Annotated in this window: 14 protein-coding genes; 4 read left to right on the plus strand and 10 right to left on the minus strand. The window is 72.1% G+C overall.

Features of this window, described 5'->3' with window-relative positions; all coding sequences use genetic code 11:
- Positions 1-9: 9 nt before the first annotated feature.
- From ACFVTF_RS17795 to ACFVTF_RS17815, 5 genes are all read right to left on the minus strand, one after another.
- Positions 10-930, minus strand: coding sequence for a glutamate ABC transporter substrate-binding protein (locus ACFVTF_RS17795; RefSeq protein ID WP_363585877.1), 921 nt, complete (start codon positions 928-930; stop codon positions 10-12).
- 10 nt (positions 931-940) lie between these two features.
- On the minus strand, positions 941-1669 hold the full coding sequence (locus tag ACFVTF_RS17800) for an amino acid ABC transporter ATP-binding protein (protein ID WP_387814683.1): 729 nt from the start codon (positions 1667-1669) through the stop codon (positions 941-943).
- Between the two features lie 47 nt (positions 1670-1716).
- Complete coding sequence (locus tag ACFVTF_RS17805; protein WP_371521002.1) at positions 1717-1962, minus strand: LapA family protein; 246 nt, start codon at positions 1960-1962, stop codon at positions 1717-1719.
- Positions 1963-2149: 187 nt separating this feature from the next.
- Positions 2150-3922: an ABC transporter ATP-binding protein gene (locus ACFVTF_RS17810; RefSeq protein WP_371520999.1), complete on the minus strand. Its 1773-nt coding sequence runs from the start codon at positions 3920-3922 to the stop codon at positions 2150-2152.
- A gap of 64 nt (positions 3923-3986) precedes the next feature.
- Positions 3987-5759: an ABC transporter transmembrane domain-containing protein gene (locus tag ACFVTF_RS17815; protein ID WP_387814463.1), complete on the minus strand. Its 1773-nt coding sequence runs from the start codon at positions 5757-5759 to the stop codon at positions 3987-3989.
- A 467-nt stretch (positions 5760-6226) separates the two neighbouring features.
- Here ACFVTF_RS17815 and ACFVTF_RS17820 point away from each other — a divergent pair, with 467 nt between their 5' ends.
- On the plus strand, positions 6227-7090 hold the full coding sequence (locus ACFVTF_RS17820) for an aldo/keto reductase (RefSeq protein ID WP_063350106.1): 864 nt from the start codon (positions 6227-6229) through the stop codon (positions 7088-7090).
- Between the two features lie 243 nt (positions 7091-7333).
- On the opposite strand, the gene ACFVTF_RS17825 is transcribed toward ACFVTF_RS17820, so the two are convergent.
- Positions 7334-8230, minus strand: a complete 897-nt coding sequence (locus tag ACFVTF_RS17825) for a MarR family winged helix-turn-helix transcriptional regulator (RefSeq protein ID WP_244293510.1) — start codon at positions 8228-8230, stop codon at positions 7334-7336.
- Between the two features lie 375 nt (positions 8231-8605).
- Here ACFVTF_RS17825 and fabG point away from each other — a divergent pair, with 375 nt between their 5' ends.
- Both fabG and ACFVTF_RS17835 read left to right on the plus strand, forming a co-directional pair.
- A complete protein-coding gene (gene fabG, locus ACFVTF_RS17830; RefSeq protein WP_350875567.1) occupies positions 8606-9373 on the plus strand; it encodes a 3-oxoacyl-ACP reductase FabG in 768 nt (255 codons plus the stop codon).
- Positions 9374-9604: 231 nt separating this feature from the next.
- Positions 9605-10372, plus strand: coding sequence for a phosphatase PAP2 family protein (locus ACFVTF_RS17835; protein WP_387814466.1), 768 nt, complete (start codon positions 9605-9607; stop codon positions 10370-10372).
- A 32-nt stretch (positions 10373-10404) separates the two neighbouring features.
- Here the strand turns inward: ACFVTF_RS17835 and ACFVTF_RS17840 are convergent, their stop codons facing one another.
- Positions 10405-10605: an I78 family peptidase inhibitor gene (locus tag ACFVTF_RS17840; protein WP_387814468.1), complete on the minus strand. Its 201-nt coding sequence runs from the start codon at positions 10603-10605 to the stop codon at positions 10405-10407.
- A gap of 77 nt (positions 10606-10682) precedes the next feature.
- Between ACFVTF_RS17840 and ACFVTF_RS17845 the strand changes: the two genes are divergently transcribed.
- The gene (locus ACFVTF_RS17845; protein WP_063350103.1) at positions 10683-10958 is read left to right on the plus strand and encodes a DUF6343 family protein; all 276 of its coding nucleotides are present in this window, start codon (positions 10683-10685) and stop codon (positions 10956-10958) included.
- A gap of 83 nt (positions 10959-11041) precedes the next feature.
- Here the strand turns inward: ACFVTF_RS17845 and ACFVTF_RS17850 are convergent, their stop codons facing one another.
- The 3 genes from ACFVTF_RS17850 to hpnH all read right to left on the minus strand — a co-directional run bounded on the left by ACFVTF_RS17850 (position 11042) and on the right by hpnH (position 15506).
- Positions 11042-12451: an aspartate aminotransferase family protein gene (locus ACFVTF_RS17850; RefSeq protein WP_387814470.1), complete on the minus strand. Its 1410-nt coding sequence runs from the start codon at positions 12449-12451 to the stop codon at positions 11042-11044.
- Positions 12441-14351, minus strand: coding sequence for a 1-deoxy-D-xylulose-5-phosphate synthase (dxs, locus tag ACFVTF_RS17855; protein WP_387814472.1), 1911 nt, complete (start codon positions 14349-14351; stop codon positions 12441-12443). The genes ACFVTF_RS17850 and dxs overlap by 11 nt, the downstream gene beginning before the upstream one ends.
- A 126-nt stretch (positions 14352-14477) precedes the next feature.
- Entirely contained in the window at positions 14478-15506 is a 1029-nt protein-coding gene (gene hpnH / locus ACFVTF_RS17860; protein WP_350875557.1) for an adenosyl-hopene transferase HpnH, read from the minus strand.
- Position 15507: the final 1 nt, after the last annotated feature.

A 15507-nucleotide genomic window follows, 5' to 3' on the forward strand; every position in this document is an offset into this window, starting at 1 on the left:
GCGGCCCTCTCAGTACCGGTCGATCGGCGGCGGTGTCGGCGCCGGCTCCCCGGACAGGCCCAGGGTCGCGTCGTAGGCCTTCTTCCAGTCGCCGTTCTGCTCGTTCTGCGCCAGCGCGTCGTCCAGGGCCAGGCGCAGCACGGTGTCGTTCTTCGGGGTGCCGATCCCGTACGGCTCCTGGGAGAACAGCGGGCCGACCACCTTGAGCTCGTCCGGCACCTTGGCCGCGTAGCCCAGCAGGATCGCGTTGTCCGTGGTGACGGCGTCCACCTGGCCGGTGATCAGGTTGTCCACGCAGGCCGAGTAGGTGTCGTAGCCGATCAGCTTCGCCTTCGGGTACTGCGACTGGATGCGCTGGTACGGGGTCGAGCCGGCCGCCGAGCAGACCTTCTTGCCGTCCAGGTCCTGCGGGCCGTGGATGGTGTTGTCGTTCCTGCGCACCAGCAGCGACTGCCCGGCGACGAAGTACGGCCCGGCGAAGCCGACCAGCTTCTTCCGGTTGTCGTTGATGGTGTAGGTGCCGACGTAGAAGTCCACCTGGCCGTTCTGCAGCGCGGTCTCGCGGTTGGCCGAGGCGATGGTCTTGAACTCGATCCGGTCCGGCGGGAAGCCGAGGTAGGCGCCGACCATCTTGGCGATCTCGATGTCGAAGCCGGAGTAGACGCCGGTGGCCGGGTTCTTCTCGCCCAGGTACGGCTGGTCCTCCTTGGCGCCGACCACCAGGTGGCCCCGGCTCCGGGCGGCGTCCAGGGTCGGCGAGCCGGTGATGGAGGCGGCGTCGCGCACCTGGTAGCTGGGCAGCGCGCTCGCCTGCGGGCCCTTGGGCGGCGGGGTGCCGGGCTTGCCGCAGCCGGCGGCCAGCACGGCGAGCAGCAGGACGGCGGCGAGCACCGTCCGGCTCCGGGCGGCGGGCGTGGTCTTCCTCGTCACGGGCGCCGCCTCAGTGCTTCAGGATCTTGGACAGGAAGTCCCGGGCGCGCTCGCTCTCCGGAGCGCTGAAGAAGTCCTCCGGGGCGCGGTCCTCGACGATCCGGCCGTCGGCCATGAAGACCACCCGGTTGGCGGAGGCCCGGGCGAAGCCCATCTCGTGGGTGACCACGACCATCGTCATGCCCTCGCGGGCGAGCTGGCGCATGACGTCCAGCACCTCGTTGATCATCTCGGGGTCGAGCGCCGAGGTCGGCTCGTCGAACAGCAGTGCCTTCGGATCCATCGCCAGCGCCCGGGCGATCGCCACCCGCTGCTGCTGGCCGCCGGAGAGCTGGGCCGGGTACTTCTCGGCGTGCGCCTCCAGCCCGACCCGCTCCAGCAGGGCGCGGGACTTGGCGTCCGCCTCCGCCCGGGGCCGGCCGCGGACCTTGATCTGCGCGAGCGAGACGTTCTGCAGCACGGTCTTGTGCGCGAACAGGTTGAAGGACTGGAACACCATGCCGACCTCGGCGCGCAGCCGGGCCAGCCCCTTGCCCTCCTCGGGCAGCGGCTCGCCGTCGATCAGGATGGTGCCGTCCTCGATCGGCTCCAGGCGGTTGATCGCCCGGCAGAGCGTCGACTTGCCGGAGCCGGACGGTCCGATGACCACGACGACCTCGCCGCGGCCCACGGTCAGCTCGATGTCCTGGAGGACGTGCAGGTCCCCGAAGTGCTTGTTGACGCCGCGCACCTCGATCAGCGGCGTGAAGGCCGAGGGCCCCGGCTGGGCCGGCCCGGGAGCGCTGGTCACCGGCCGCGACGCCCCTTCAGCAGCCAGCCCAGCGCGCCGCCGGCGAGCAGCGTGGCGAGCAGTGCGATCCAGAGCGGCGCGGTGACGGTGAACACCCAGAACTGGATCTTCACCCTGTCGAGGTTCGCGAACAGGAACCACACGGCGAGGACGACGATGACGACGATCCCGATGTACCGGGTGGGGATCCCAGCGATCTCGCTGCGTTTGGAGCCGGACGAGCCGTCCGAAATCTTGGTCACCGGAGCAGTCTGCGGGCCGGGGCTCCGATTTGCCCGGTTACGCGCCCTGATGGACGAGGGAGTAACCCGCACGGGGTAATCCGGCCCCGTGCGGGTTTGAAGTGCCGTAAGAGTCAACGGCGCTGTGCGGGTTCGACAGCTCCGTGCGGGTCAGACGGCGCCGTGCGAGTCAGACGGCGCCGGCCCGCTACCGCTCGTCCCGCCAGGAGCGCCAGAGCGCCGCGTACGGGCCGCCGGCCGCGACCAGCTCCGGGTGGCTGCCGTACTCGCTGATCCGACCGCCCTCGACCACCGCGATCACGTCCGCGTCGTGCGCGGTGTGCAGCCGGTGGGCGATGGCGATGACCGTGCGGCCCTCCAGCACCCGGGCGAGCGAGCGCTCCAGGTGCCGGGCGGCACGCGGGTCCAGCAGCGAGGTGGCCTCGTCCAGCACCAGGGTGTGCGGATCGGCCAGCACCAGCCGGGCCAGCGCCAGCTGCTGGGCCTGTGGTGGGGTCAGCACGGTGCCGCCGGAGCCGACCTCGGTGTCGAGGCCGTGCGGCAGCGCGTCCACCCAGCCGCCGGCGTCCACCGCGTCCAGCGCGGAGCGCAGTTCGGTGTCCTCGGCCCCCGGCGCGGCCAGCCGCAGGTTGTCCCGCAGGGTGCCGACGAAGACGTGGTGCTCCTGGTTCACCAGGGCGACCTCCGCCCGCACCCGCTCGGCCGGCATCCGCGCCAGCGCCGCCCCGCCGAGCGTCACGCTGCCGCGCCCGGGGGCGTAGATCCCGGCCAGCAGCCGCCCCAGCGTGGACTTGCCCGCCCCGGACGGCCCGACCAGCGCGACCCGGCTGCCCGGCGCGACGTCCAGGCTGATGCCGTGCAGGACGTCGGCGCCCTCCCGGTAGCCGAACCGGACGTCCCGGGCCTCGACCCGGCGGCCGTCCGGGTGACTGGACTCGTCGCCCTCGTGCTCCGGCACCTCGCGGACGCCGACCAGCCGGGCCAGCGAGGCCTGGCCGATCTGCAGTTCGTCGTACCACCGCAGGATCAGGTCGACCGGACCGGTCAGCATCTGCGCGTACAGCACTCCCGTGGTCAACTCACCGACGGTGATCCAACCCTTGAGGGTGAACAGCCCGCCGAGCAGCAGGGTGGCCAGCACCGCCGAGGAGTAGAACGCGTCGATGGTCGGGAACCAGACCGAGCGCAGCCACAGGGTGTAGCGCTCCCAGGCCAGCCACTCGCCCAGCTTGCGGTCCGTCAGGGCGATCCGCTGGTCGCCCAGGCGCAGCGTCTCCACCGTCCGCCCGGCGTCCACCGTCTCGGCCAGCACGGTGTTCACCGCGGCGTACCCGGCCGACTCGTTGCGGTAGGACTGCGGCGCGCGCTTGAAGTACCAGCGGGAGCTGACCAGCAGCAGCGGCAGGCCGACCAGCGAGGTGAGCGCGAGCAGCGGCGAGGTGACCAGCAGGGCACCGATCACCAGCAGCAACGACACGATGGCGACGGCGAGTTCGGGCACGGCCTCGCGCACCGACTTGTCCAGCCGGTCGATGTCCGTGGTGCCCCGGGAGACCAGGTCCCCGGTGCCGGCCCGCTCCAGCACGCCGGTGGGCAGCGCGACCGAGCGGACCAGGAAGTCCTCGCGCAGGTCGGCCAGCACCCGCTCGCCGAGGACGGCACCGCGCATCCGGGACCAGCCGGTGAAGGCGGACTGCACCACCAGCGCCAGCAGGTACCAGCCGACCGCGACCGCGATGGTGGCCTCGGCGGTGCCGGTGGCCAGCGACTCGACCAGGCTGCCGAGCACCCAGGGGCCGACCAGCCCGGCCACGGTGGCCACCGAGTGCAGCCCCACCACCGCGGAGAACCCGCCGCGGTGGCGCCGGGCGAGCAGGCGCAGGTAGGCGCGCACGGCGGCCGGTGAGCCGACCGGCAGGGTGGTGGCCGGCCCCTGCTCCTCATGGACGGGGGGCTTCATGACGTGCTCCTCGGGTAGGCGGCGGGTCGGGCGGGACGGACGGCGCGGGTGCCCACGCGGCCGCTCATACCGGCTCCCCCACCGGTTCCGGCTGCTCCTCGCGGGTGACCACGGCCCGGTAGGCCGGCTCGGTCCGCATCAGGTCGCGGTGCCGCCCGGCCACGGCCGCCCGGCCGTCGCGCAGCAGCACCACCCGGTCCGCCTGGTCGAGCAGCAGCGGGCTGGTCGCGAAGATCACGGTGGTGCGCCCCGCCCGGGTGTCCCGCAGTCCGGTGGCGATCCTGGACTCGGTGTGGGCGTCCACCGCGCTGGTCGGCTCGTCCAGGACGAGGACCGGCGGGTCGGCCAGCAGCGCGCGGGCCAGGGCGAGCCGCTGGCGCTGCCCGCCGGACAGCGAGCGCCCGCGCTCGGTGATCCGGGCGAGCATCGCGTCGCCCTCGCACTCCGGTGAGCCGTCCACCAGGGCCTCCAGCACGTCGTCGGACCGGGCGGCGGCCAGCGCCTCGGCCACCGAGACCCGCCCCGAGGACGGGATGTCGAACAGCCCGGCCAGGGTGCCGGAGAGCAGCACCGGCTCCTTGTCGTGGACCAGCACCGCCGCCCTGGCCTCGGCCAGCGGCACCGCGTCCAGCTCCGTCCCGCCGAGCCGGACGGAGGGCTGCTCCGGCTCGTCGTCGGCGGCCGGGACGTGCCCGCCGAGCCGCCCGGCGAGCGCCCCGGCGAAGTCCGGGTCCCCGCAGACGACCGCGGTCAGCTCCCCGGCCCGCGCGGTCAGCCCGGTCGCCGGGTCGAACAGGTCGGCGTTCCCCGGCTTCTTCAGCGAGGCCTCGGCCACACCGCTGGTGCGGCTGAGCGAGAGCACCCGGACGGCGCGCCCGGAGGAGACCCGGGCGACGCTCCAGGCGTGCGCGGCCTCGCCCAGGATCCGCAGCGGCGCCGCGAGGAAGGCGGTGGCTCCGTACACGGCGATCAGGGTGCCGACGGCGAGTTCGCCCGCGGCCGCCTGCCGGGCGCCGTACCACGTCACCCCGATCACGAACAGGCCCGGCAACAGGACCTGTTGGGCCTGCATCAGCGACCAGAGCCGGGCCGATCGGACGGCCGCGGCCCGGACCTTCTGGGAGGCGGCCCGGTACCGGTCGAGGAACAGCTCCTCGCCGCCGATGCCGCGCAGCACCCGCAGCCCCGCCACCGTGTCGGCGGCCAGCTCGGTGGCCTTGCCGCCGAGCGTGCGCTGCTGCTCGTACCGCCGCTCGAACGGCCCGATCAGCGGCCAGACGGCGGCCGCCAGCACCGGGACACCGAGCAGCACCCCGACCCCGAGCACCGGTTCGACGACCAGCACGGCCGAGCTGACGGCCAGCCAGACGATCACCGCGGCCCGGACCCGGGCGACGAGTTCGACGTACCAGCCGATCCGCTCGACGTCCCCGCTGCCGACCGCGACGACCTCGCCGGTGGCGATCCGGCAGGACAGCCCGGCGCCCAGGTCCGAAGCCTGCCGGGCCACCAGCTGCCGCACGTGGCACGCCGCGTGGATCCAGTTCCAGACCGCCTGGCGGTGCAGCAGCACGGAGCCGAGCGCGGACAGCACGGCGAGCGCCACCGCGAGGGCGCCGGCCCGCCAGATCCCGGCGGCCTCGCCGTCGACGGCGGCCTGCACGCCCCACCCGAGCGGTATCGGCAGCGCCGCCTGACCGCCCATCTCCAGCAGCGCCCAGCAGGTGGCGAGCACCTGTCCGCGCCGCTGGCCGCGCTGGAGCCAGCGCAGGAAGGCCAGGGGTGAGGAGAGATCGGGACTGCCGGGGTCGGCCAACGGAAGGGGGGTGAGCAGCATGACGCTCCGATACAGGAGGGTGCGGGACGGTCCTGGAGGGTGCTGAGGGGTGCTGAGGAATGCGAACAGGCGTGAGCGGACACGCCGGGAGAAGGTCACGGGCCGGAGGCGCGGGTCTCGCGGCACGGCGGGCCCGGCTCGCGCGAACGGCGGAAGCCGGACGGCGGCGGGCGACAGCGCGGCGCCTCGCACCGGCGGCATCGGCGCGTCCGGAGCGGCGCCGGACGGGACGGCCGGGCGGAGGCGGGAAGGGCACGAAGGGCCCGGATCTCAGGAGGTCATGGCCGCGAGCCTGCCAACCCCGATGTGATCCGCGCAACAGGTTTTTCCGCTACCCAGCCCCTGATTCCCCGCCACAGCGGGCCGCCGGCCCCGCAAGATTCCCCCGAACGGCGGGAACAATCACGCCCGGGTGCCAGTTGCCCCCTTCTGGAATCACACGGACGACCAGGAGGGCACCCCTTCCCGTGAGCAACATCCCCAACGTCACGCTGAACGACGGCGCGCAGATCCCGCAGCTCGGATTCGGCGTGTGGCAGGTCCCGGACGACGAGGCCACGGCCGCCGTCCGCACCGCGATCGAGGCGGGCTACCGCTCCATCGACACCGCGGCCATCTACGAGAACGAGGCCGGCACCGGCCAGGCGATCACCGAGGCCCTGGCCGGCGGCGTGGCCCGCGAGGACCTCTACATCACCACCAAGCTGTGGAACTCGGGCACCCGCGACTGGTCGGGCGAGCAGGGCCGCGACGCCGTCCTGCGCGAGTTCGACGCGTCGCTGGCCAAGCTCGGCCTCGACTACGTCGACCTCTACCTGATCCACTGGCCGCGCCCGAAGCACGGCAGCTACCTGAACGTCTGGAAGGCCTTCGAGCAGCTGAAGGCGGACGGCCGGGTCAAGTCGGTCGGCGTCTCCAACTTCGGGCCCGAGCAGCTCACCCGGCTGCTCGACGAGACCTCGGTCGTCCCGGTGCTGAACCAGGTCGAGCTGCACCCGTACTTCCCGCAGACCGAGCTGCGCGCCTTCCACGCCCAGCACGGCATCGCCACCGAGGCCTGGAGCCCGCTGGGCCAGGGCAAGGAGCTGCTCGCCGAGCCGGCGCTGGCGAAGATCGCCGAGAAGCACGGCCGCACGGTCGCCCAGGTGGTGCTCCGCTGGCACCTGCAGAGCGGCGTGATCGCGATCCCGAAGTCGGTCACCCCCGCCCGCATCCGGGAGAACCTGGACGTCGCCGGCTTCGAGCTGGACGCCGAGGACCTCGCCGCGATCGCCGGTGTCGCCACCGGCACGCGGATCGGTCCGGACCCGCAGGAGTTCGACTGGAACTGACGGCACCCGCCGTCCGACTTCTCTGACGAGCGGTCATGTCGAACGACCGCCCACCCCGATCAGGGGTGGGCGGTCTTCGGTGTGCCACGATCCGCCGTTGCCAACGGGCAAGCGGCCTCCGGCAGGTCAGGCCACCAATGCCTTGAACCGCCAACTCCTTGAACCGTCAACGCCTCAAGCCCTCGACACACCGGGCCTTCCGTACGTTGGCGAATCGTTTTGGCTGGCGCTCAAAGGATCCCTCTAGAGCCGCGCCGCCTTGCCGAGGAGCGCCAGCGCGGGCCCGTGCTCACTCTCGTCCAGCGGGGCGAGCAGCAGCCGCTGGACCTCGGCCACGCCGGCCGTCGAGCGGTGCAGCAGGTCCTGGCCCGCCGGCGAGAGCGACAGCAGGTTGCGGCGCCCGTCCGAGGGGTCGCGCCGGCGCTGCACCAGACCGCGGCGCACCAGCCGGCTGACCATCTCGGCCATCGTCGCCTTGTCCAGCGAGGCCAGCTCACCGACCGTGCGCTGGTCGGCGCCCGGTTCCAGCTCCAGCGCGTCCAGCACCGCGTACTGCGGAGCCGTCAGCTCCGCACCGACGTGCTCCGACCAGAGTTTGGTGTGCACCTGCTGGCCCACCCTGATCAGGTAGCCGATCGCCCGCTGCGCGTCCAGTATCGGCCGCGTGTCGGAGAACACGGCGACCGCGGCGGGCTCCAGCCTGGCTATCTTGGCCATCACCCGCACGATCTCCACCTGCTCCTCCGCCGTCAGCGGCTCGAACAGGGTGCGCTGCACGCGGACCACACCGCCGGTGGCCTCACGCACCGCCTGGGCACCGCTCTGCGAGAGCGCGAGCAGTTTTCGCCGGCCGTCGGCCGGGTCACGCCTTCGCAGCACCAAGCCGCGGCGGACCAGCCGCGCGACCATCTCCGCCATCGTCGCCTTGTCCAGCGAGGCTCGCTCGCCGACCGTCCGCTGGTCGGCACCCGGTTCGAGGGCCAGAACCAGCAGAACGGCGAACTGCGGAGCCGTGAGATCGGCTCCGACATGCTCGGACCACAGCCTGGTGTGAACCTGCTGTGCAACGCGAATCAGGTGTCCGGGCGACTGTTGCAGTCGCGCGGACACGCGGGTCGTCGGGATCTCCCCCAGCACCATGTATCCGTCCCGATGTCACACCCGGTGTGTGTGGGACACCCGGGTGGGGCAGTAACGGCGAGTGGGCGTCCAGCTATGAGGGAGGGCGCTCCAGCCGTGCAGCCGGTGGCTGCTGGCGGACACTATACAAACGGCGGGCCCTTGCTGGCAGGCAGGGGCGGATAGTAGACGCAGGTTCGGCAACATTGGCATATTTACGCGCCCGCCACGCCCTCTCGGTAACTCGTTCTCAGTAGAAAGCCGACCGGTCGGTCCTTACCGACCGTCACGTGCGGCTCTCCGACCCTGTTCGCCCTCCCTACTCGCGGGTAGGGTGTGGCCACCCTCCCCGGGGCGCTCCCCGCGGAGACCACCCCGAGAGAGACGAGAGCGCGCATGACCGAGCAGAGCACCGCCCCCCGGGTCGCCGTCGTCACCGGCGCCGCCCGCGGCCTGGGCGCCGCCACCGCCGTGCAACTGGCCGCCGACGGCTACGCCGTGGCCGTCCTCGACCTGGACGAGACCGCCGGGAAGGACACCGTCGACCGGATCACCGCGGCCGGCGGCCGGGCCCTGGCCGTGGGCGCCGACGTCTCGGACGCCGACCAGGTGCAGGCCGCCGTCGACCGGGTGGCCGCCGAACTCGGCGCCCCCGTCGTGCTGGTCAACAACGCGGGCGTGCTCCGCGACAACCTGCTCTTCAAGATGTCCGAGTCCGACTGGGACACGGTCATGAACGTCCACCTGCGCGGGGCCTTCCTGATGACCCGCGCGGTGCAGAAGCACATGGTGGACGCCGGTTTCGGCCGCATCGTCAACCTGTCCTCCTCCTCCGCCCAGGGCAACCGCGGCCAGGCCAACTACTCGGCCGCCAAGGCCGGTCTGCAGGGCTTCACCAAGACTTTGGCCATCGAGCTGGGCAAGTTCGGCATCACCGCCAACGCCGTGGCCCCCGGCTTCATCGCCACCGACATGACCGCGGCCACCGCAGCCCGGGTCGGCATGGACTTCGAAGACTTCAAGCGGGCTGCGGCCTCCCAGATCCCGGTCCAGCGGGTCGGTCTGCCTGAGGACGTCGCCCACACCATCTCCTTCCTCGCGAGCGAGGGCGCCGGCTTCGTCTCCGGGCAGGTGATCTACGTCGCGGGCGGCCCCCTCGACTGAGCACGGAACCTACACAGGGTTACCACGGAGTGGGAAGCCGGACTCGCCGGCCTCCCACTCCGTTTTCTTTACCGGGCCTTTTGCAGAATCATTCGAACACCACACTGGCATTCGATCCGAGAATCGCGGAAATCACTCCCCGGGCGGACCTCTCGCCGCCAATTGTCGATTTCACGGGAAAATGACAAATCCCTCCGGAATAGCCCCGGCCGGATGGGTAAGGTCACCCCCGTGCAAGCCCCGAGTACCCCCGCGCCCTATCCCGACCAGGGGCCGGAGCAGCTCACCACCACCCACCGCGAGCGCCCGAGCCCCGAACGAGCCCACCACCGCGAGCCCGGCTGGCCGCCGATGAGCCGCCGACAGGCCGCCCTGCTCGCCGTGACCTGCGCCGCCTACCTGCTGGTCCTGGCCGGTGTCCTGCTCAACACCGCCCTGGTCGACCTCGACTGGTCGGTCCGGCTGTTCCGCCCCTACGAACACTGGCCCAGCCTGGAACCGCTGCTCGACACCTGGGTGGTCGCCGGGCAACGCGGCCCCTCCGCCATCGCCGCCTTCGTCTGGCTCGGCTGGCGCGCGCACCGGCTGGGGCGGCTGCGCCCACTGCTGGTGATGGCCGTCGCGCTGCTGCTGCTCAACGTCACGGTCGGCGCGGTCAAGATCGTCACCGGCCGGCTCGGCCCGCACTACGCCCAGTACGTCGGCTCGCCCGAACTGTTCTCCGGCGGCACCATCTTCCCGTCCGGTCACACCGCCAACGCGGTCGTCACCTGGGGCGTGCTCGCCTACCTCGCGGTCCGCTGGCGGCGCACCGGCGCGGTGATCGCCGCCGCCACCGCCTGCTCGATCGGCCTGACCACGCTCTACCTGGGCACCCACTGGGTCACCGACGTGCTGGCCGGCTGGGCCGCCGGACTGCTGGTACTGCTCTCGCTGCCGCTGCTGGAGCCACTGGTCGTCGCCGCCGAACAGCGGCTGTCCCGGCGGCCGGGCCACTGAGCCCGCACGCCCCGACCACCCTGAGGGCGGCCCTACCCCTCCCAGCTGCGCTCGACCACACCGTCGCGCACTGCGAGGTTGAGCCGGCCCGCACGGTGGTCCATGGTCATCATCGCCCCCGGCTCCAGCACCCGGACCGAGGCCCAGCCGTGCCGGCGGGCCAGCTCCCGGGCCCGTTCGATCCGCAGCCCCGCGTAGCCCTCGGCGTCCGCCGCCGCGTCCGACCCCGTCATCGCGTCTCCCCCGCTCTCCCCCACGGACGTACGCTGGAATCGTAGCCCCCACCCGCGCGGCCCGGAGGTGAACGGCCATGCGAACCACCACCCCGCGACGGCCGTGGCGCAGCGGCACCGAGCCGGCCACCGCCCGCAGCGACCTCAAGCTCCGCTACCTGCTGTCGCTCACCTTCACGCCGCTGTTCGCGCTCGCGACGGCGGGCTTCGCGATCTGGGCGGCGGCCTCCCCCGCCAACGGCGCCCCCAGCCAGGGGACCCTCACCGGCTTCGCGATCGCCTGCGGTCTGCTCACCCTGTTCGCCACCGTCGATCTCGTCGTGGTCATCCGGCGCCGCCGGACCGAGCTCTGACACGGTGTCTCCCACGGAGTGGGAAGTCGGCCCGGCCGACTTCCCACTCCCGCACCGCCGCCGACCACGCTCCCGGAACCGGCTCAGCGGCTGCCGACCGCCTGCTTCACCAGCGTCCGCCCGAAGTCCCACATCAGCCCGCTCCCCCGGTGGGCGTCATCCATGATGTCGGTGAAGGCGTCCACGAACCGGTCGACGTCGCGCTCCGTGATGATCAGCGGCGGGATCAGCTTGATCACCTCCAGGTGGTCACCGGACACCTGGGTCAGGATCCGGTGCCGCTGGAGCAGCGGGACGACCACCATCTGGGCGAACAGCCCCTTGCGTGCGGCTTGCAGGGCCGTCCAACCGGTGCGCAGCTTGAGCGACTTGGGCCGGCCGAACTCGATGCCGATCATCAGCCCCCGGCCGCGCACCTCGGCGAGCAGCTCGTACCGGTCGACCAGCGCGGCCAGCCGCTCGCGCAACTGGTCGCCGACCTGACGCGCGTTCTCCACCACCTTCTCCTCGCGCATCACCTCCAGGGTCGCCAGTCCGGCCGCCATCGCCTGGGCGTTGGCGCCGAAGCTGGCCGAGTGCACCAGCACCCGGTCCATCGAGGAGTACACCTTCTCGAAGATCCAGCTCTTGCCGAGCGTCGCCCCGACCGGCACGTAGCCGCCGGAGAGCGCCTTGGCCGCGCAGACCAGGTCGGGCAGCACGCCCTCCTCGTGCTGGTAGGCGAAGAACTCGCCGGTACGGCCGATCCCGGTCTGCACCTCGTCGCAGATCAGCAGCGCCCTGTGCTCGTGCAGCAGGGCCTGCGCGGCGCGCAGCCAGCCGGGCGGCGGCGCCAGGACGCCCTTGCCCTGGATCGGCTCGACGATCAGGGCCGCGACGTCGCCGCGCCTCAGCTCCTTGGCCAGCGCACCGAGGTCGCCGAGCGGGATCGCGGTGTCCGGCAGCAGCGGGTCGAAGCCCTTGCGGAAACCGCTCTCCCCGTTGACGGAGAGCGAGCCGGTGGTCAGCCCGTGGAAGGCGTGGTCGGCGTACAGGACGCGCCTGCGGCCGGTGGCGTACCGGGCGAACTTGAGCGCGGTCTCCACCGCCTCGGTGCCGCTGTTGCCGAAGAACACCCGGTCCAGCCCGGGCGCGTACGAGAGCAGCCGCTCGGCGAGCAGCCCGGGCAGCGGCGAGCAGTCGAAGCGGACCAGGTCCGGCAGGTCGAGGTCCATCACCTGCTGGACCGCCGACCGCACGACCGGGTGGTGGCGGCCCAGCGCGAAGATGCCGAAGCCGGCCAGCATGTCGAGGTACTCGTTGCCCTCGGCGTCGTAGAAGTACGGGCCCTTGGCGCGCTCGTAGTACTTGTCGAACCCGATGGTGTGCAGCATGCGCGGCAGCTGCGGGTTGAGGTGGCGGCCGTGCAGCTCGTACCGCTCGGCGCCGCGGTCGGCGATCAGCGCGGCGAGGTCGAAGCTGGCGGCGGCGGTGCGGTCGGGGTCAGCCGGCATGGCGCTGGTTCGCTCCTCGGTTCGGTAGCAGGTTCTTGGCGAAGACGGCGGTCTGCGCGGCGACTCCGGTGCCGGTCAGGCCGGTCTCCTCCAGGATCTCCCCGCGAGCGGCGTGGCCGAGGAACTCCTGCGGCAGGCCGAGCACCCGCACCGGCACGTCCACGTCGGCGTCGCGCAGCGCCTGGGCGACGGCGGCGCCGACGCCACCGGTGCGGCCGTTGTCCTCGACGGTGACGACCAGCCGGTGGGCGGCGGCCAGTTCCGGCAGGACCGGGTCGACCGGTTTGACCCAGCGGGGGTCGACCACGGTCGCGGTGAAGCCCTCGGCGAGCAGCAGCCGGGCGGCGTCCAGGCAGGCGGCGGCGGTGGTGCCGACCGCGACCAGGAGGATCTCCGACGGCCGGCCGGTGCGCAGCAGGACGTCCACCCCGCCGATCCGCTCGACGGCCGGCACGGCGGGCCCGATGGTGGCCTTGGGGAAGCGGACCACGGTGGGCGCGTCGGCGACCTCGACGGCCTCGCGCAGCTGGGCCCGCAGCTGGTCGGCGTCGCGCGGGGCGGCGAGCCTGAGGCCCGGGACGACCTGGAGGATCGACATGTCCCACATGCCGTTGTGCGAGGCGCCGTCGCTGCCGGTGACCCCGGAGCGGTCGAGGACGAAGGTGACACCGAGCCGGTGCAGGGCGACGTCCATCAGGACCTGGTCGAAGGCCCGGTTGAGGAAGGTCGCGTAGACGGCGACGACCGGGTGCAGGCCGCCGGTGGCGAGGCCGGCGGCGGAGGTGACGGCGTGCTGCTCGGCGATGCCGACGTCGAAGGTGCGTTCCGGGAAGGCCTTGGCGAAGCGGGCCAGGCCGACCGGTTGGAGCATGGCCGCGGTGATCGCCACCAGGTCGGGCCGCTCGGCGCCGAGCGCGACCAGCTCGTCGCCGAACACCGAGGTCCAGGAGACTCCGCCGCTGGGCGAGATCGGCAGGCAGGTGTACGGGTCGATCGGGTTGACGGCGTGGAAGCGGTCGGCCTCGTCCTGTTCGGCGGGCCGGTAGCCGCGCCCCTTGACGGTGAGGCAGTGCACGATGACGGGGCCGCCGAAGTTGCGCGCCTGGCGCAGCGCCTGTTCGACGGCACCGAGGTCGTGGCCGTCGATCGGCCCGAGGTACTTCAGCCCGAGGTCCTCGAACATGCCCTGTGGCGCGAAGGCGTCCTTGAAGCCCTTCTTGGCCCCGTGCAGCGCGTCGAAGATCGGCTGGCCGACGAGCGGGGTGCGCTGCAGCGCGCCCTTGCCGAGGGCGAGGAAGCGTTCGTACCCCTGGGTGGTGCGCAGGGTGGCCAGGTGGTTGGCGAGGCCGCCGATGGTCCTGGCGTAGGAGCGCTCGTTGTCGTTGACGACGATGACCAGCGGCCGGTCGCGGGCCTCGGCGATGTTGTTGAGCGCCTCCCAGGCGAGCCCGCCGGTGAGCGCGCCGTCGCCGATCACCGCGACGGTGTGCCGGTCGTGCTGGCCGAGCAGTCGGGCGGCCTTGGCGAGGCCGTCGGCGTAGGACAGGGCGGTGGAGGCGTGCGAGTTCTCGACCAGGTCGTGTTCGGACTCGCCGCGCGAGGGGTAGCCGGAGAGCCCGCCCTTCATCCGCAGCCGGGAGAAGTCCTGGCGGCCGGTGAGCAGTTTGTGGACGTAGCTCTGGTGGCCGGTGTCGAAGACGATCCGGTCGTACGGGGAGTCGAAGACCCGGTGCAGGGCGATGGTCAGCTCGACCACGCCGAGGTTGGGCCCGAGGTGTCCGCCGGTGCGGGTGACGGCGTCGATCAGGAACGCGCGGATCTCGTCGGCGAGCAGCGGGAGTTCGGCCGCCGGAAGCTTTCGCAGTGCGGCCGGGGACGTGACGCTGGAGAGCAGTGACATGGGTACACCTCACGACTCGGAGTGGTGCGGCGGTGCCGCCGCCCGGCGGGAGCGGGGCCGGCCCGGGCGCGGGGCCCGGGCCGGACGGGGTGTCCTCGGGAGCGGCGGCGCGGTCGAACGACCGGCTCAGTGACCGCGGTTGGCGCCGATGGTCTCGGTGATGGCGCGCAGCGACTCCTTGAGCGAGCCCATGGTGGCGAGTACGGCGGTCGGCTCGTAGCCGCAGTGCGCCATGCAGTTGGCGCAGCGCGGGTCCTTGCCGCGGCCGTACTTGCTCCAGTCGGTCTTCTCGACGAGTTCGCGGTAGGTGGGCACGTAGCCGTCGGCCATCAGGTAGCAGGGCCGCTGCCAGCCGAACAGCGAGTAGTTGGGGATGCCCCAGGGGGTGCACTCGAAGTCGGCCTTGCCCTCCAGGAAGTCCAGGAAGAGCGGGCTGTGGTTGAGCCGCCAGCGGCTCCGGTTGCCGCCGGCGAAGGCCTTGCGGAAGAGCTCCCGGGTCTGGTCGACGCCGAGGAAGTGCTCCTGGTCGGGGGCCTTCTCGTAGGCGTAGGCCGGGGAGATCATCATCTCGTCGACCTTGAGCTCGTCGTTGAGGAAGTCCAGCACCTCGACGATGGTCTGCGGGGTGTCGGTGTTGAAGAAGGTGCTGTTGGTGGTGACCCGGAAGCCGCGCCGCTTGGCCTCCTTGATCGCCGCCACCGCCTCGTCGAAGGTGCCCTCCTTGGCCACCGACTCGTCGTGCCGCTCGCGCATGCCGTCGATGTGCACGGCGAAGGTGAAGTACGGCGAGGGCTTGAACTTGTCCATCTTCTTGCGCATCAGCAGCGCGTTGGTGCAGAGGAAGACGTACTTGCGGCGCTCGACGAGCTGGCGGACGATCTCGTCGATCTGCGGGTGCATCAGTGGCTCGCCGCCGGCGATCGAGACCATCGGGGCACCCGACTCCAGGACCGCGCCGACCGCCTGGGCCACCGGCATCCGCTGCTTCAGCACACCCGCCGGGTGCTGGATCTTGCCACATCCCTCACAGGCGAGGTTGCAGGCGAACAGCGGCTCCAGTTCGACGATCAGCGGGAACTTGTCCCGGCGCTTGAGCAGCTTCTGCTGCATGAGGTAGGTGCCGACCCGCACGGTCTGGCGCAACGGCATGGCCATG

The organism is Kitasatospora sp. NPDC057940, from assembly GCF_042887425.1.
GTDB lineage: Bacteria > Actinomycetota > Actinomycetes > Streptomycetales > Streptomycetaceae > Kitasatospora.